Below are 15,761 nucleotides of genomic sequence, written 5' to 3' on the forward strand. Positions count from 1 at the left end.
ACAAAAGACAAGGTAGGAGACACGGATGCTGCCGTTACTCGGGCTGGGCACGATCGTCGTGCTGCTGGCCGCGATTCTGTCGAAGCGGATGTCGCCGCTCGTCGCGCTGATCGTCGTGCCGATCGCCGCATCGCTGCTCGGCGGCTTCGGGCTGCACACCAGCAAGTTCGTCATCGACGGGCTGAAGGGGCTCGCGCCCGTGGTCGGGATGTTCGTGTTCGCGATCCTCTATTTCGGGACGATCACCGACGCCGGCACGCTCGACCCGATCATCGACCGGATCCTGCGCGCGGTCGGCACGCGGCCGACGCGCATCGTGATGGGCACGACGCTGCTCGCGCTGCTGATTCACCTCGACGGCTCGGGCGCCGTCTGCTTTCTCGTGACGATTCCGGCCGTGTTGCCGCTGTACGACCGGCTGAAGATGGACCGGCGCGTGCTGGCCGCCGCCGTGTCGATGGCCGCCGGCATCAACTTCCTGCCGTGGACCGGGCCGATGATCCGGGCGTCCGCGTCGCTGCACCTGCCGGTGTCGGCACTGTTCAATCCGCTGATTCCGGTGCAGGCGATCGGGCTCGTGTTCGTGTTCGGCGTCGCGTACTGGCTCGGGCGGCGCGAGGAGAAGCGGCTCGGCCTGTCGCGCGACGACGCGTCGATTCCGCTGCCCAAGCGCGAACTGACGGCCGACGAGCAGGCGTTGCGCCGGCCGCACCTGTTCTGGTTCAACCTCGTGCTGACGCTCGTCGTGCTCGGCACGATGGTCGTGATGGGCGAGAAGATTCCGCCCGCGATCATGTTCATGGTCGGGCTGTGCATCGCGCTGATGGTGAATTACCCCGACGTCGACATGCAGCGAAAGCGCATCGACGCGCATGCGCGTGCCGCGCTGATGATGGCCGGCATCCTGCTCGCGGCCGGCGTGTTCACCGGCATCATGCAGGGCAGCGGGATGCTGAAGGCGATGGCGCAGGCGGCGGTCGGCTTCGTGCCGCCGTCGATGGCCGGCCACATTCCGGTGGCGCTCGGCCTCGCGTCGATGCCGCTCAGCATGCTGTTCGATCCCGATTCGTTCTACTTCGGCGTGCTGCCCGTGATCGCGGAAGTGGCCGGCCAGCTCGGCGTGCCGGCCGTGCAGGTCGGACAGGCGGCGTTGCTCGGCCAGATGACGACGGGCTTTCCGGTCAGCCCGCTCACGCCCGCGACGTTCCTCGTCGTCGGCCTGTGCGGGATCGAGCTGGCCGAGCATCAGAAATTCACGTTTCCGCTGTTGTTCGGCGCGTCGGTCGTGATGACGATCGCGTGCGTCGTGCTCGGCGTCTTTTGATTCTTCCCGGCGGGCGTTTCGCCGGACGACGGTACGGACATGACAGCAAAGCAACCTGAACGGCGCGTGCGCATCGGCGCGGGCGCCGGCTACTCGGGCGACCGGATCGAGCCCGCGGTCGAACTGGCCGAACACGGGCAGCTCGACTACCTGGTCTTCGAATGCTTGGCCGAGCGCACGATTGCGATCGCGCAGCAGGCGCGGCGCAACGACCCGGCGCTCGGCTACGATCCGCTGCTCGATGCGCGGATGCACGCGGTGCTGCCGGTCGCGGCGGCCCGGCGCGTGCGCATCGTGTCGAACATGGGCGCGGCGAACCCGCGCGCGGCCGCACGGCGTACCGCGCGGATCGCGCAGTCGCTCGGCATCGCGGGGCTGAAAGTCGCGGCGGTCGAAGGCGACGACGTGCTCGACGTCGTGCTGCGCGGGGCGTTCCGCTTCGAGGAATCGGGCGACGCAGTCGCCGCGTATCGCGACCGCATCGTGTCCGCGAACGCGTATCTCGGCGCCGCGCCGATCGTCGACGCACTCGCGGCCGGCGCGGACGTCGTACTGACCGGGCGCGTCGCCGATCCGTCGCTGTTCGCCGCGCCGCTGATCCATGCGTTCGGCTGGCGGATGGACGACTGGGACCGGCTCGGGCAGGCGACCGTCGTCGGCCATCTGCTCGAATGCGCGGGGCAGGTGACGGGCGGCTATTTCGCCGATCCCGGCTACAAGGACGTGCCGAATCTGGCGCGGCTCGGGTTCCCGTTCGGCGAGGTCGCGGCCGACGGCGCGGTCGTGATCACGAAGGTGCCGCATGCGGGCGGCCGCGTGAGCGCGGCGACCTGCAAGGAACAGCTGCTCTACGAGATTCACGACCCGGCACGGTATCTGCAACCCGACGTCGTGGCCGATTTCACGCGCGTGGCGGTCGCCGAGGAAGCGGCCGATCGCGTGCGCGTGACGGGCGGGCGCGGCACCGCGCGGCCCGATACGCTGAAGGTGTCGGTCGCGTATGTCGACGGCTGGATCGGCGAAGGCCAGATCTCGTACGGCGGCCCCGGCGCGCTCGCCCGGGCGCGTCTGGCGCTCGACATCGTTCGCGAGCGGCTCGCGCTGACCGGCGTCGCGGCGAGCGAGCTGCGCTTCGACCTGATCGGCGTCGATGCGCTGTATGGCGACGCGACGCCGGCCGTGCGCGGCGAGCCGGCCGAGGTGCGCGTGCGGGTGGCCGGCCGCGCGGCGAACGCCGCCGAAGCCGCGCGGATCGGCAACGAAGTCGAGACGCTCTATACGAACGGGCCGGCCGGCGGCGGCGGCGCGTTCAAGTCGACGCGCGAGGTGATCGCCGTGCAGTCGGTGCTGCTGCCGCGCGCGGCCGTGACGCCGTCGTTTTCATTCGTGGAGGCCTGATGCAACTGCGTGAACTCGCGCATGCGCGCACCGGCGACAAGGGCAATACGCTGAACGTGTCGGTCATCTGCCGCGATCCGCGTCATTACGACCATCTGCGCATGCATGTGGATGCGGAAACGGTAAAGGCATGGCTCGCGGGCATCGTGCACGGCGACGTCGTGCGCTACGAACTGCCGGCGCTCGGTGCGTTCAACTTCGTGCTGCGCGATGCGCTCGGCGGCGGCGTGACGCGCTCGCTCGCGCTCGACGCGCACGGCAAGTCGGTCAGTTCGGCGCTGCTCGCGATCGAGGTGCCCGACCCGGCGTGACGACGGCGTCGCGGCCCGGACGCGGCAGGGCGCTTACGGAATCAGCAGTTCGCGACGGCCGTCCGCGTGCTCGATGCGCTCGCCGGCGATCTGCAGGCGCTGATCCCGACGATAGTCGTACACCGCCCGCGACGCGGCGAGCTGATCGAAATCGAGTTCGATCGCGTGCCGCGATTCGGTGTTGCCGGCTTCGAAGATCAGGTCGCCGAACGGGTCGACCGCGAGGCTGCCGCCGGCGAACACGACGTCGTGGCTGCCGCCGCCGACGCGGTTGGCGACCGCCGCGAACACCTGGTTCTCCATCGCGCGCGCCGTCACCGACGTGCGGTGGACGTTGCGGTACGGCTCCATGTTGCCGTCGGTCACGAGGATCAGTTGCGCGCCGAGCGCGGCGAGCGCGCGGCCGGTTTCCGGGAATTCGCTGTCGTAGCAGATCAGCAGGCCGATCCGCACGCCGCGCCATTCGACCGTCGCGTAGCGGTCGCCGGGCAGCACGACGCCGTGCTCGCTGACCCACAGGTGCGTCTTGCGGTAGCGCAGCGCGATGCCGTTCGGCGTGACGAACACGGTCGTGTTGTAGAAGCGGCCGCCATCGTTCTCGATCAGCCCGACCACGACCGCGACGTCGCGCGCGCGGGCGGCCGCGATCACCGCACCGACGCTCGGGCCGTCGAGCGGCTCGGCGAGTTCGGCGAGATTCGACGGATCGAGGAAGCCGGTGAGCTGCGCTTCCGGGAACATCACGAGGTCGGTGCCGGGGGCGCAGGTCGCGATCGCTTCGAGCGTGCGCCGCAGGTTGGTGGGCGTGTCGCCGTCGCGGCCGGCGAGCTGCACGATGTCGAGCTTCAGCTTCATGGGTGGTTTCGGGGGCAGTGGCCCGTCGCGACAGGCGGCGGAGCGGTTGGAACGAGGTCCTAGTATGCGCCGAACCCTGTCGTTGCCCATCCCGCCGACGTGCTAACCCGTTGGGGGTATTGATCTCGTGAACGACGTGCGGGCAGCCATGAAAAAAACGCCGACCCTTCGGAAAGGGTCGGCGAACAGGTCCTGACTGACGAGGAGGTGCCATCAGAACCCAGGCCAGCGTCTGCCGCCCGTTTCGTGTCGAACGGGCAGACCGGATCGGATCGCGCAAGGATAGGGGCGTGCCGTTCGTTTGCACAGAAGGCGCAGCCGATAGCGCGTATCGGCGGTACGGGAGGGGCGCAATGCGGGCCGCGAACGCGTCACGCCGCCCGATCGTCACGTATCGGTCTGCGCCTTCAGGAACAGCGCAAACAGTTCAGACTGCGAATTGATCGCGAGCTTCGCGTAGATGTTGCGCCGGTGCACCTTGACCGTTTCGGCCGAGATGTCCAGCTTGCTCGCGACTTCCTTGTTCGAGCGTCCGCTCAGGATCAGCCGGATCACGTCGAGCTCGCGCGCGGTGAGCGGCGTGCCGAGCCGTGCCATCGCGTGCTCGAAGCCGTTCCCGGCATCGGCGCCGGGCCGGCGCGACGGAGCCGGTTCGGCCAGCATGGGCTCGTATGCGAGGCGCTGGCGCATCAGCGCGGCGACCCACGGCCGCACCAGGTCGAGCAGTGCCACGTGTTCGGGGCTGAAGCGCCGCTTGCTGCCGAGCGACAGGCACAGCGTGCGCGTGTCATGGAGCACGACGTTGAACTGCACCTCGTCCTCGACGACGTTGTGCGTGAAATAGCGCGTGTAGTACTCGGTGTCGCGAAAGCACTCGGGCGCGACGTCGGACAGCCGGAACAGGCCGCTCGTCGGCGCGTCGCGGTTCGCGATGTAGAACGGGTCCAGCAGGTACAGTCCCTGCACGTAGTCGCGGAACAGCGGATCGGGGCCGCCGCCTTCGTACGCGCATTCGGCGAACACCTGCGGGCGGCCGTCGCCGAACGTCAGCGCGACCCAGCTGTCGACCGCGACGTATTCCTCGATCAGCCGGATCAGCGACAGCCAGAAACCGGGCTGGTCGAGCGTCTCGATGAGCCGCCCGACCGAGCGGTGCCAGGCGACGTCCTGCAAGGTCAGGTTCATGCGGGTGTCCATGTCGGGGGGGCGGCCGTACGGCGCGTGCGGCGCCGCGCCGTGCGTGGACGCGACGGCCTCGCCGGCCGATTCCCGCGCGCATCGTACGGAGCCTGGAGTGAAGAACGAGATCGTAACGCCGGCCGACGCGATTGGCGAGGCCGTGCGGCGTGGCCGGTGCGCGGCACCGGCATCGCGCCACGGCAACCGTGATCGTGCACACTTGCAACTTTCCGCAACGTTTCTTTCCGACCAGAACGAACCTCGTCATGACCGTCCCGCACCGGAACACACGTCTCGAGCCGCTCGCGGCTTCGCTCGCCGCACTTGGCGCACTCGCGGTACTCACGGCGCTCTCCGCGCCGTCGCCCGTTCATGCGGCCGAGCCGGTCCGGCTTGACCGTTCGTTGAAGACCTTCGTCCACGACACGTACGGCAACTGGCGTGCCGACCGCAAGGGTTGGCAGGCAGACGGCGACGATTTCATCTATGCGCCGTGCGGTTCGCTGCGCGTCGCGACCGCGGACGGCCCGCGCACGCTGCTCGCGATGTGCGGCGAGACCGAGGCTGCGGTACAGAACGGAATGCCGGGCATGGATTCGGACGCTTCGACCGGCGCGATCGATTTGTACGTGCTGAAGCCGACGGCCGGCGGCAAGACGCTCGAGCCGATCGTGAAGAAGACGCAGATCGCGTCGGGCCAGCGCGGCGAGCCCGGCACGGTGCGCATCGAGCGGCTCGGGCCGCACCTGTTCGGGTTCGTCATCGGCGAAGGGGACATGCGGCAAGGCTATACGCAAACCTTCCGGTCGATCTGGCTGCCGTACGGCAATGCGCTGGTGCTGGCGGCGGCGCGCATCGACGAGGCGCTCGACAATGCCGAATCGAGCGAATGTGCGAATGCGCGGGCGCGTTGCGAGGAACGGCGCTTCGAGATCGCGCCGGACCTGACCGGCGCCGGCGACGTCTATCCGCTGACGGTCACGGAAACGGGCACGCGCGGCGGCAAGGCCATCCACGCGCGCCATACGGTGAAGTTCGACGCGGCACGGGGCCGCTACGTCGTGCCGAAGGCATTGCGCGAAGGATACTGATGCTTCTCGCAGGCACGGGCGGCATGGCGCCGCCCGCGCCTCACACGTACAGATAGCGCACGAGGTGGAAGAACACCGGCGCGGCGAAGCAGATCGAATCGACGCGATCGAGCATCCCGCCGTGGCCGGCGATCATCGAGCCCCAGTCCTTCGTGCCGAGCGAACGCTTGACGGCCGACAGCACGAGCCCGCCGACGAAGCCCGCGATCACGATCGCGAGCGAGATCCCGAACGCCGCGCCGAAGCTGAACGGCGTCACGCGATACAGCGAGGCGCCGCACAGCGTGGCCAGCAGGCCGCCGCCGACGAAGCCCTCGATCGTCTTCGACGGCGACAGCTGCGGCGCGATCTTGCGGCGTCCGAACAGCTTGCCGACCACGTATTGCAGCACGTCGCTGATCTGCACGACGAACAGGAAGAAGAACAGCAGCAGCGCGTTCTGCCCGGCGTAGCGCGGGATGTCGAGAATCAGCACGGCCGGCGCGTGGCTCAGCCCGTACACGCACACCATCAGCGCCCAGTTGATCTTCGCGTTGCGGCTCAGGAATTCGCGCGTGTCCTGCGTGAGCGCCGACACGAGCGACATCGCGAAGAACAGGTGCACCGGCACGAAGATCGAGTACATCCCGTACCAGTTGATGCCGAGTAGCAGGTACTGCACGGGGATCGCGACGAAGAACGCGATGAAGAGCGTCGTGTGGTCGCTCGCGGTGGTCGGCGTGAGCGTGATGAATTCGCGCAGCGTCAGGTACGACAGCAGCGCGAACACCAGATACGTGACGTTGTTGCCGAGGCCGATCGCGACGGCCATGATCGCGATCATCGCCCACCACGCGCGGATGCGCTGGTTCAGGTTGACGATGGTCGCGCTCGTGCCGCCGCTGCGCGCGCCGAGGATCGCGCCGATCACGGTCGCGACGACGAGCACGCCCGTGACGCCCGCGACCAGTTCCCAGAAGAGGGTTCGCATGGTTGATGTCCGGAAAAGGAAGAAGGGGGCGCCGCGTTCAGCCGGCGGGCCGCTGCGGCGGCGCGAGCGCGATGACCGCGTCGCGCATGCGGGCGAGGAACGTCGGCTTGTCTTCCTGAGCGCCGAGCGCTTCGTTCGCGCCGAAATGCACCTTGCAGATCAGCGGCACGGGCCAGATCGCGCCCTTCGGCATGATGCGCTGCAGGTTCTCGAGATAGACGGGCGCGAGCGCCACGTCCGGGAACTCGGTCGCGAGATGGAACAGCCCGCTCTTGAACGGCTGCGGCAATACGTCGGCGCCGCGCGTGCCTTCCGGGAAGATGATGATCGAGTGACCCTGCCGCAGCGCGTCGCGCACCGGATCGAGCGGGTCGCCCCCGGATTCGCGATGACGGTCGATCAGCACGACGTTCAGCAGCTTCTGCGCGATGTGGCGCTTCAGGTCGCTGCTGTCCCAGTAATCGCGCGCGGCGACCGGCCGCACGACCGCACGCACGTCGCGCGGCAGCGCGGCGAGGATCGCGAGCGTGTCGATGTGGCTCGTATGGTTCGAGAAGTAGATCTTCTGCGTCGGGGACGGCGGCGCCTGATGCCAGACCGGATACGCGCCGGCGACGAGCCGCACGATGGACAGCAGGAAATCGCGCTGCCAGACGTTGAGGATGTTCATCGGCGCGCTGCCTCCTGCGTGCATGCCCGGCCCGCTGCGCATGCGCGGCGGGCGGAACCCCGGAATGCCGGCGCGGCAGGATGCGCGCCGGACGGCTCTTGTTTAAATTTTTTCAAATTCGTGGCTGCCTGTCGCAGGTCCGCGATAATCGGACGATTCGCCGTCGCACGCTGTTGCGTCGCGGCGAATGCGCCGGTCGGCGGCGTGATAATCGGCTGTTGCACGAGTGCCCGTCTGCAGTTCGAATCGATCTCGCTGCGCTCGGGCCAGCGGATTATCGCGAGTTTCGCCAAAAAACGCCAGATTGGCGCCGCGCGGCCGGCCGGCCGCATGCTTGACGCATCGGGGCGGCTCGGCGACGATGAGGGCCGTTCCAGCCAGGCCGGCCAAGGCCGTTTCGCCGCCCGGGGCATCGCGGCGGGAAATGCATCCGACCGTGCCGCACGAATAAAACGAATACGAAACGATGAGCCTCTACGCACTCAAACCCAAATTCCAGAATCGTCTGCGCCCGTTCGCGAATTCGCTCGCCGAACGCGGCGTCACGGCCAACCAGGTCACGCTGTTCGCGGCCGGCGGTTCGATCGTCGTCGGCGCGCTCGCCGGGCTCGGCGTGTTCGCCCGCGCGCTGTTCCTGCTGATTCCGCTGTGGCTGTTCGCGCGGATGGCGCTCAATGCGATCGACGGGATGCTCGCGCGCGAGCACGGGCAGAAGAGCACGCTCGGCGCGTACCTGAACGAGCTGGGCGACATCGTGTCCGATGTCGCGCTGGTGCTGCCGTTCCTCGCCATTTCCGCGTTCGCTCCGGCGGACGTCTGGCTGTTCGCGCTGACGGCGGTGATCGTCGAATGCGCGGGGCTGATCGGCCCGCTCGTCGGCGCGACGCGCCGCTACGACGGCCCGTTCGGCAAGAGCGACCGGGCGCTGGCACTGGGCGCGTTCGCGCTGTGGATCGGCTTCGGTTTGCCGGTCGGCAGCGTCGCCGCATGGCTGTGGCGGCTGCTGATCGTGCTGTCGATCGTGACGGTGGTGCGGCGCGTCCAGGCCGGCATCGCCGAAGCGGGCGGCTGACGGCAGCCGACGCGAAAGCCGGACCGGCGCCGGAGGGCGGCGCCGCACACATTCGAATAACGAAACGAGAGAGATCGCATGAGCGCACGCACGGCCCGTGAGGCCGACTTCATCACGCACGACGGCGAAACGCTGTTCTATCGTCACTGGCCTGCCACAGGCGCGCGCTGCCGCGGCGCCATCGTGCTGCTGCACCGCGGCCACGAACATTCGGCGCGCGTCGCGCACCTCGTCGACGAGCTCGACCTGCCGGAGTTCGCCTTTTTTGCATGGGACGCACGCGGCCACGGCCGCTCGCCGGGCGCGCGCGGCTACAGCCCGAGCGCGGCCGCGTCGGTGCGCGACCTGCAGACCTTCGTCGAGCATATCCGCGACACGCACGGCATCGCGATCGAGGAGATGGCCGTGGTCGGCCAGAGCGTCGGCGCGGTGCTCGCGGCGACCTGGGCGCACGACTACGCGCCGCCGATCCGCGCGCTGGTCGTCGCGTCGCCGGCGTTCCACATCAAGCTCTACGTGCCGTTCGCGCGGCCCGGGCTGCGACTGATGCACAAGCTGCGCGGGCTGTTCTACGTGAACAGCTACGTGAAACCGAAATTCCTCACGCACGATCCCGAGCGAATCGCGAGCTACGCGTCCGATCCGCTGATCACGCGGCCGATCGCGGTCAACATGCTGCTCGACCTGCACGATACCGCGCAGCGGATCGTCGCCGACGCGGCCGCGATCACCGTGCCCACGCAACTGCTGATTTCGGGCGCCGACTGGGTCGTGCATCGCGGCCCGCAGGACCGCTTCTTCGAACGGCTCGGCTCGGCGCGCAAGGAGCGCATCGTGCTGCCGGGCTTCTATCACGACACGCTCGGCGAGCGCGACCGTGCGCAGGCGCTCGCGCCGCTGCGCGCATTCGTGCTGCGCGAATTCGATGCGCCGAGCCCGCGCGTGTCGCTCGTCGATGCCGACCGGCGCGGCGCGTTCCACGACGAATATGCGGCGCTCGGCCGGCCGCCGGCCAACGTGTTCGCGCGGGCGTACTGGGCGCTCACGCGCGCCGGCCTGAAAGCCGGCGGCGCGCTGTCGGACGGCATCGCGCTCGGGCTGCGGCTCGGCTTCGATTCGGGCTCGACGCTCGACTACGTGTACCGCAACCGCGCGCAGGGGCGGCTCGGCGTCGGCGCGCTGATCGACCGCACGTATCTCGATTCGCCCGGCTGGGTCGGCATCCGCCAGCGCAAGGTGCATCTGCAGGAACTGATCGGCGCGGCGATCGGCCGCCTGCGCGGGCACGGCTCGCCGGTGCGGATCGTCGACATCGCGGCCGGCCACGGGCGCTACGTGCTCGACGCGATCGCAATGGCCGCCGAGCGCGACGGCGCGGCGCCCGACGACATCACGCTGCGCGACTACAGCCCGCCGAACGTCGAAGCCGGGCGCGTGCTGATCGCGCAGCGCGGCCTCGAGCCGATCGCGCGCTTCGAGCGCGGCGACGCGTTCGACGAGGCGTCGCTCGCGACGCTCGAGCCGCGGCCGACGCTCGCGATCGTGTCGGGCCTGTACGAGCTGTTCGGCGAGAACGCGCTGATCGAGCGTTCGCTGCGCGGGCTCGCGCAGGCCGTGCCGCCGGGCGGCTATCTCGTCTATACGGGGCAGCCGTGGCATCCGCAGCTCGAATTCATCGCCCGCGCGCTGAACAACCACCGCGGCGAATCGACCTGGGTGATGCGACGCCGTTCGCAGGCCGAAATGGACGAGCTCGTCGCGCGGGCGGGCTTCCGCAAGCTCGACCAGCGGATCGACGAGATGGGCATCTTCACGGTGAGCCTCGCGCAGCGGGTCGACGCGTCATGAGCGCGCTCGGCGGCGGCGCGGGTGCGGGCGACGGGCTGACCGAGCCGGCGGCCGGCGCGCGCGACGCGTCGTTTGTGCTGCGCTTCGGCTGGCTCGCGGCGATGGGCGCGGTGTTCTTCTCGACCTACGGCTTCGCGAACTGGCTCGCGGCGCGCCGCGCCGCGGTGCCGACCTTCGCGTTCGGCTGGGAGCAGGCGATCCCGTTCGTGCCGTGGACGATCGTGCCGTACTGGTCGATCGACCTGCTGTATGCGCTGTCGTTCTTCTTCTGGACGCGCCGCGACGATCTGCTCGATCACGTGAAGCGGCTGCTGACCGTGCAGCTGGTGTCGGTCGCGTGTTTCATCGCGTGGCCGCTGCGCTTCGGCTTCGAGCGACCCGACGCGGGCGGCGTGGCCGGTGCGCTGTTCACGCTGCTGATGGGTTTCGACAAGCCGTTCAACCAGGCGCCGTCGTTGCATATCGGGTTGCTGGTCGTGCTGTGGGCCGTCTATGCGAAGCATCTGCGCGGCACGTTCGCCCGCGTCGTGCTGCATCTGTGGTTCGCGGCGATCGGCGTGTCGGTGCTGACGACCTACCAGCATCACGCGATCGACGTGCCGACCGGGGCGGCCGTCGGCTGTCTCGCACTGTTCCTGTTTCCGTTGCGCGATGCCGCGGGCCGACTGCCGGGCGCCGAGGCGTCGCCATCCGCGGCCGGCCGCGCGCTCGCGCGCCGCTACGCGTGCGGCGCCGCACTGGTCGCACTCGCGGCGCTGGCGTGCGTGCCGCGCGCGCCGGGCTGGGCGCTGGCGGCAGGGTGGGTCGCGCTGGCGCTCGCCTGCGTCGCATGGGCTTATCGACGTGGCGCGCCCGGCGCGTTCCAGAAGGATGCGCACGGACGGTTGCCGGTCTTCATCGGCTGGCTGCTCGCGCCGACGATCGCCGGCGCGTTCGTCAATTCGCGGCTGTGGACGTTCCGGCAGCCGGCGCCGGTGCGGATCGACGAGCGTGTGTCGATCGGCCGGACGCCGACGACGCGCGACATCCGGCGCGACGGCTTCACCGCGCTGGTCGACCTGACCGCCGAGATGCCGCGCTGGGCGGCGGCCGATGCAGCGCTCGCGTATGCGTCGGTGCCGCAGCTCGATCTCGTCGCCCCGACCGCGGCGCAGCTCGCGCAGGCCGTCGCGGCGCTCGAACGCCTGCACGGCGAGGGGCGCGACATACTGGTCTGCTGCGCGCTCGGCTATGGCCGCAGCGTGCTGTGCGCGGCCGCGTGGCTCGCCGCGCGGCGCGGGCTGGCCGATGCGCGCGACGCGCTGGCCGCGGTGCGCGCGGTCCGGCCGCACGCGGTGTGGTCGGATGACGGCGTGGCCGTGCTGCAGCAGTGGATCGATCGCCGTCGCGATGCGGGGCGCGTGTGATGCGCGATCCGTCGGCACCGTTCAGGATTGCCGCCGCCCGCGGCGCGCTCGACGCGGGCGCATGGGCGCTCGTGGCCGCGCTCGCCGCGGCCGGCGCGGGTGGCTGGATCGCGGCGGGCTGGGCGCCGGCGACGCTCGCCCGCGTGCTGCTGGCCGTCGTCAGCGCGGGGGCGGGGATCGCGGCGCTGTGGTACGCGGTTCGTATCGAGATCGACCGGCGGTTGTTTGCCGCGCTGGCGCGGACGGTGGGCGACGACGGGGCGGTCGACGACGGGCTCGCGGCGCTCGATCGCGCGCTCGCCGATCTGGGCTGGATCGACGCGGCGAAGGCCGGGCGCACGCTCGACGCGCGCGTGCGCGGCGCGGTCGGGCTGTGCCGGACCGCCGTGCTGGTGGCGATCGTGCAGTGGCTCGTCGTCGGGATCGCGATCGCGGTGTCGCCGATCGGTTAGCGAGGGGCGGTGCCGGTGCGCCGCGATCGTGTTCGATGGGTTTCCTGCAGCGTCTGGTTCGGATGCGCGGTGGGTACGTTCTTCGTATGGGCGCCGTTGGCCGACCGTTTCACACTGCCGGTGCGGATAGCCGGCCGTAGCGCCCCTGTCGTTCGACCGATGTGCCGACCGGCCGCGCGCGGGCCGCGTGCGTCGCGCATGCGCGTCATCGCGGAGGCCGGGGGCGGGCGCAGCCGGAGCGCGCGCGATCGACGGCAACCGGCCCTGCGCCAGCGTGCTCGCAGGGGCCGGCCTCGGATTTCGCGATTTCGACCTGCGTCGCGCCGTTGCCCGCCCCGGTGGCGGATGGCGGCGTCGACGAATTGATCCAGGTCAGTTTTTCACGAAGAAAATACGTCGCGCGACGCGCGCTTGCGGTAGCATACGCGCCGCTCGCGGCAGCGCGTTCCGGGCGGCCTGCAACGGGCCGCCACCGGTGCCCCGGCCGGCCGCCGTGCGTCGGAACGACGCCGTTCCGGCCATCCGGCAGCAACGGCGCAATTCTTGCCATTCACTCTTCCTGCGCAGCATTTCCGACCGAATTGAGATTTTTTTCGCTTCTCAGTCGCGAATCACGGTAAGTTCTGTTCTATTTTTGAGATAGTGTGACGAATGGGCGGCCGCCGGTGCCAGGCGCGCCGCCGCGCGGCGAACCGATCATTGAAGAATCCGCCGCGTCGTTCCGATAAATGCAATCAGGCCATGAATGAGGGGAAGCAGAGGGGATGTGCACTTACGGGCATAGCTGCTTTGCGCGCGTCGCTTTCGACGCGCAGAAGGACGGGACCATCGTGACGAAGCGGAGCGGTGCATGAAGCCGGCCGTGTCGCTGTTCGTCCTCGCGACCGCGATGACCGGCGCTTTCCATGCGGCCGCGCTGTCGGCCGCGCCGATGCCGGCGGTGCCGGCCGCCGCTTCGACGGCCGCTGCCGGTCACGCGGCGGCGGCCGATGTCGCGCCCGCCGCGGGGCCCGTGGCCGCGCCGGCGGCGGCCAGCGCGCCGGCCGCCGGCCTGCCGGCGACGACCGTGCATGTGCCGTTCGCGTCGCTCGGCGCGTTCGATCCGCTGCGCCTGCGCGGCGCCGACGACGCGCGCACGATCAACGCCGGCGTGCGGCTCGACCGCGTGATCACCGGCGCGCGGTTGCGCCTGACCTACGCGTATTCGCCGTCGCTGGTCTTTCCGCTGTCGCACCTGAAGGTGTCGGTGAACGGCGAGGTGGTCGCGACCGTCCCGTTCGACGCCGCGCGCGCGGGCCGCACGGTGACGCAAGAGATCCCGATCGATCCGCGCTACTTCTCCGATTTCAACCAGATCGGCCTGCGCCTGATCGCGCACTACACGCTCGACCATTGCGAGGATCCGTCGAACTCGGCGCTGTGGGCCGACGTGAGCCCGACGAGCGAGCTGATCCTCGACGAATCGCCGGTGCGCCTGCCGAATGATCTCGCGCTGCTGCCCGCACCGTTCTTCGACCGGCGCGACAACGGCCGCGTGCGGCTGCCGTTCGTGCTGCCGGCGACGGCCGATTCGGCGACGCTGCGCAGTGCGGGCGTGCTCGCGTCGTGGTTCGGCGCGCTGGCCGACTACCGGCATGCGCGTTTCCCGGTGTCGGCCGCGTTGCCGGCCGACGACCAGGCCGTCGTGGTCGGCACGGCCGCGACGCTGCCGGCCGGTCTCGCGCTCCCACCCGTCAACGGCCCGCTGCTCGCGGTCGCCGACAACCCGGCCGCGCCGGGGCGCAAGCTGCTGGTCGTCACGGGCCGCACGGCGGCCGAGGTCGACGACGCGGTCGCGACGCTCGTGCTGGGCCGCGCGGCATTGTCGGGGCCGGCGGCGTCGGTCGCGCACGTCGATCTGGGCGCGCCGCGCAAGCCGTACGACGCACCGCGCTGGCTGCCGGTGAACCGGCCGATCGCGTTCCGCGAGCTCGTCGACGATCCGCGCCAGCTCGAAGTGCGCGGCACGACGCCCGACGCGATCCGGCTGAACCTGCGCGTGCCGGCCGATCTGCATTCGTGGAACGGCGCGGGCGTGCCGATCACGCTGCGCTACCGCTACACGGCGCCGACCGTGCAGGACAACTCGACGCTCGCGGTCGAGATCAACGATCAGCTCGTGAAGTCGTACCGGCTCGGGCCGGCCCACGCCGAAGACGCGCACGGCCGCATGCAGCTGCCGCTGCTGTCGGTGCCGGAAGGGCGCGTGACGAGCGACGTCGACATTCCCGCGTTCCGCGTCGGCAGCGGCAACCAGCTGCAGTTCCGCTTCTCGCTCGATTCGCAGAAGACGGGCCTGTGTTCGAGCACGGCCACCGAGCCGCAGCGCGCGGCGATCGATCCGGATTCGACGATCGACTTCTCGCACTTCGTTCATTACGCGCAATTGCCGAACCTCGCGTTCTTCGCGAACAGCGGCTTCCCGTTCACGCGCTTCGCCGACCTGTCGCAGACGGCCATCGTGCTGCCCGAGCGGCCGTCGCCGCAGGAACTCGAGGCCTACCTGACGATGCTCGGCCACATGGGCGAATGGACCGGCTTCCCGGCGCTGCGCGTGCAAGTTGCGCGGCCCGGCGACGTCGCCGCGCTGTCCGGGCACAAGGATCTGCTCGTGATCGACGGCTCGCCGGCGTCGCCGCTGCTCGCGCACTGGCGCGCGGCGCTGCCGCTCGCGATCGGCGAGCAGGGCGGCGCCGGCGGCGGCGCGACGCGCGTCGCGTTCACGGTGAAGGAGCGCTGGCGCAACGGCGTGGGCCTCGCCGACGGCGGCGCGCACATCGAACAGACGGGCCCGCTCGCGGCGCTCGCCGGTTTCGAGCTGCCGGGCAGCCGCGGCCGCAGCGTCGTCGCGCTGACGGCGACCGACCAGGCGCGCCTCGGCGATCTGCTCGACGTGTTCGAGAACGCCGGGCTCGTGTCGCAACTGCAGGGCGACCTCGCACTGGTGCGGCCGGGGCAGGTCGACAGCCTGCGGGTCGGCGAGCCTTACGTGGTCGGCTTCGTGCCGTGGTATGCGCGCGTGTGGACGGAGGCGGCGCGGCATCCGGTCGTGCTCGGCGCGGTCGGCGTCGTCGCGGGGCTGCTGCTCGCGCTCGGCGTGTTCAGCGTGCTGCAGCGCATCGCCGCGCGTCGACGGGGGATGTAAC

At 70.1% G+C, this 15,761-nt stretch carries 14 protein-coding genes; 9 read left to right on the forward strand and 5 right to left on the reverse strand.

Going from position 1 to position 15,761, the window contains the following annotated elements; genetic code table 11:
• Positions 1 to 25 precede the first annotated feature (25 nt).
• The 3 genes from H0X90_RS06290 to H0X90_RS06300 are packed head-to-tail and all read left to right on the forward strand — an operon-like array spanning position 26 to position 3,033.
• Positions 26 to 1,324 carry a CitMHS family transporter gene (locus tag H0X90_RS06290; protein ID WP_077191081.1) on the forward strand — a complete coding sequence of 433 codons (1,299 nt, stop codon included), beginning with the start codon at positions 26 to 28 and terminating at the stop codon, positions 1,322 to 1,324.
• Positions 1,325 to 1,363: 39 nt separating this feature from the next.
• Positions 1,364 to 2,722 carry an acyclic terpene utilization AtuA family protein gene (locus H0X90_RS06295; protein WP_077191080.1) on the forward strand — a complete coding sequence of 453 codons (1,359 nt, stop codon included), beginning with the start codon at positions 1,364 to 1,366 and terminating at the stop codon, positions 2,720 to 2,722.
• Positions 2,722 to 3,033: a hypothetical protein gene (locus tag H0X90_RS06300; RefSeq protein WP_058901356.1), complete on the forward strand. Its 312-nt coding sequence runs from the start codon at positions 2,722 to 2,724 to the stop codon at positions 3,031 to 3,033. Before H0X90_RS06295 ends, H0X90_RS06300 begins: the two co-directional genes overlap by 1 nt.
• A gap of 33 nt (positions 3,034 to 3,066) precedes the next feature.
• Here H0X90_RS06300 and H0X90_RS06305 read toward each other — a convergent pair whose 3' ends face one another.
• A complete protein-coding gene (locus tag H0X90_RS06305) occupies positions 3,067 to 3,888 on the reverse strand; it encodes a carbon-nitrogen hydrolase family protein (RefSeq protein ID WP_077191079.1) in 822 nt (273 codons plus the stop codon).
• Positions 3,889 to 4,275: 387 nt separating this feature from the next.
• Positions 4,276 to 5,073: a LuxR C-terminal-related transcriptional regulator gene (locus H0X90_RS06310; RefSeq protein ID WP_077191078.1), complete on the reverse strand. Its 798-nt coding sequence runs from the start codon at positions 5,071 to 5,073 to the stop codon at positions 4,276 to 4,278.
• 260 nt (positions 5,074 to 5,333) lie between these two features.
• On the opposite strand from H0X90_RS06310, the gene H0X90_RS06315 reads away from it, so the two are divergent.
• Positions 5,334 to 6,158 (forward strand): hypothetical protein, encoded by an 825-nt coding sequence (locus H0X90_RS06315; RefSeq protein WP_006497539.1) that lies wholly within the window; start codon positions 5,334 to 5,336, stop codon positions 6,156 to 6,158.
• A gap of 40 nt (positions 6,159 to 6,198) precedes the next feature.
• Here the strand turns inward: H0X90_RS06315 and H0X90_RS06320 are convergent, their stop codons facing one another.
• The 3 genes from H0X90_RS06320 to H0X90_RS06330 all read right to left on the reverse strand — a co-directional run bounded on the left by H0X90_RS06320 (position 6,199) and on the right by H0X90_RS06330 (position 8,188).
• On the reverse strand, positions 6,199 to 7,128 hold the full coding sequence (locus tag H0X90_RS06320) for a phosphatidate cytidylyltransferase (protein ID WP_006481850.1): 930 nt from the start codon (positions 7,126 to 7,128) through the stop codon (positions 6,199 to 6,201).
• A gap of 37 nt (positions 7,129 to 7,165) precedes the next feature.
• On the reverse strand, positions 7,166 to 7,798 hold the full coding sequence (locus H0X90_RS06325; RefSeq protein WP_006481857.1) for a lysophospholipid acyltransferase family protein: 633 nt from the start codon (positions 7,796 to 7,798) through the stop codon (positions 7,166 to 7,168).
• Positions 7,799 to 7,900: 102 nt separating this feature from the next.
• Positions 7,901 to 8,188 (reverse strand): hypothetical protein, encoded by a 288-nt coding sequence (locus tag H0X90_RS06330; RefSeq protein WP_153260034.1) that lies wholly within the window; start codon positions 8,186 to 8,188, stop codon positions 7,901 to 7,903.
• Positions 8,189 to 8,264: 76 nt separating this feature from the next.
• Here H0X90_RS06330 and H0X90_RS06335 point away from each other — a divergent pair, with 76 nt between their 5' ends.
• From H0X90_RS06335 to bcsB, 5 genes are all read left to right on the forward strand, one after another.
• Positions 8,265 to 8,870, forward strand: a complete 606-nt coding sequence (locus H0X90_RS06335; protein ID WP_077191077.1) for a CDP-alcohol phosphatidyltransferase family protein — start codon at positions 8,265 to 8,267, stop codon at positions 8,868 to 8,870.
• Between the two features lie 78 nt (positions 8,871 to 8,948).
• Positions 8,949 to 10,718 (forward strand): bifunctional alpha/beta hydrolase/class I SAM-dependent methyltransferase, encoded by a 1,770-nt coding sequence (locus H0X90_RS06340; RefSeq protein ID WP_006497536.1) that lies wholly within the window; start codon positions 8,949 to 8,951, stop codon positions 10,716 to 10,718.
• On the forward strand, positions 10,715 to 12,124 hold the full coding sequence (locus tag H0X90_RS06345; protein ID WP_077191076.1) for a phosphatase PAP2/dual specificity phosphatase family protein: 1,410 nt from the start codon (positions 10,715 to 10,717) through the stop codon (positions 12,122 to 12,124). The genes H0X90_RS06340 and H0X90_RS06345 overlap by 4 nt, the downstream gene beginning before the upstream one ends.
• Positions 12,124 to 12,576 carry a hypothetical protein gene (locus H0X90_RS06350; protein WP_048988994.1) on the forward strand — a complete coding sequence of 151 codons (453 nt, stop codon included), beginning with the start codon at positions 12,124 to 12,126 and terminating at the stop codon, positions 12,574 to 12,576. Before H0X90_RS06345 ends, H0X90_RS06350 begins: the two co-directional genes overlap by 1 nt.
• An 850-nt stretch (positions 12,577 to 13,426) precedes the next feature.
• Positions 13,427 to 15,760: a cellulose biosynthesis cyclic di-GMP-binding regulatory protein BcsB gene (gene bcsB, locus H0X90_RS06355; RefSeq protein ID WP_034200704.1), complete on the forward strand. Its 2,334-nt coding sequence runs from the start codon at positions 13,427 to 13,429 to the stop codon at positions 15,758 to 15,760.
• Position 15,761: the final 1 nt, after the last annotated feature.

The sequence above is a fragment of the Burkholderia sp. 9775_39 genome, assembly GCF_015712225.1.
Classification (GTDB): domain Bacteria; phylum Pseudomonadota; class Gammaproteobacteria; order Burkholderiales; family Burkholderiaceae; genus Burkholderia; species Burkholderia cenocepacia.

Bases quoted from the DNA above. Each gene is read 5' to 3' on its own strand.
- H0X90_RS06290 (WP_077191081.1), top strand. From the start codon at position 26: ATGCTGCCGTTACTCGGGCTGGGCACGATCGTCGTGCTGCTGGCCGCG.
- H0X90_RS06295 (WP_077191080.1), top strand. From the start codon at position 1,364: ATGACAGCAAAGCAACCTGAACGGCGCGTGCGCATCGGCGCGGGCGCC.
- H0X90_RS06300 (WP_058901356.1), top strand. From the start codon at position 2,722: ATGCAACTGCGTGAACTCGCGCATGCGCGCACCGGCGACAAGGGCAAT.
- H0X90_RS06305 (WP_077191079.1), bottom strand. From the start codon at position 3,888: ATGAAGCTGAAGCTCGACATCGTGCAGCTCGCCGGCCGCGACGGCGAC.
- H0X90_RS06310 (WP_077191078.1), bottom strand. From the start codon at position 5,073: ATGAACCTGACCTTGCAGGACGTCGCCTGGCACCGCTCGGTCGGGCGG.
- H0X90_RS06315 (WP_006497539.1), top strand. From the start codon at position 5,334: ATGACCGTCCCGCACCGGAACACACGTCTCGAGCCGCTCGCGGCTTCG.
- H0X90_RS06320 (WP_006481850.1), bottom strand. From the start codon at position 7,128: ATGCGAACCCTCTTCTGGGAACTGGTCGCGGGCGTCACGGGCGTGCTC.
- H0X90_RS06325 (WP_006481857.1), bottom strand. From the start codon at position 7,798: ATGAACATCCTCAACGTCTGGCAGCGCGATTTCCTGCTGTCCATCGTG.
- H0X90_RS06335 (WP_077191077.1), top strand. From the start codon at position 8,265: ATGAGCCTCTACGCACTCAAACCCAAATTCCAGAATCGTCTGCGCCCG.
- H0X90_RS06340 (WP_006497536.1), top strand. From the start codon at position 8,949: ATGAGCGCACGCACGGCCCGTGAGGCCGACTTCATCACGCACGACGGC.
- H0X90_RS06345 (WP_077191076.1), top strand. From the start codon at position 10,715: ATGAGCGCGCTCGGCGGCGGCGCGGGTGCGGGCGACGGGCTGACCGAG.
- H0X90_RS06350 (WP_048988994.1), top strand. From the start codon at position 12,124: ATGCGCGATCCGTCGGCACCGTTCAGGATTGCCGCCGCCCGCGGCGCG.
- bcsB (WP_034200704.1), top strand. From the start codon at position 13,427: ATGAAGCCGGCCGTGTCGCTGTTCGTCCTCGCGACCGCGATGACCGGC.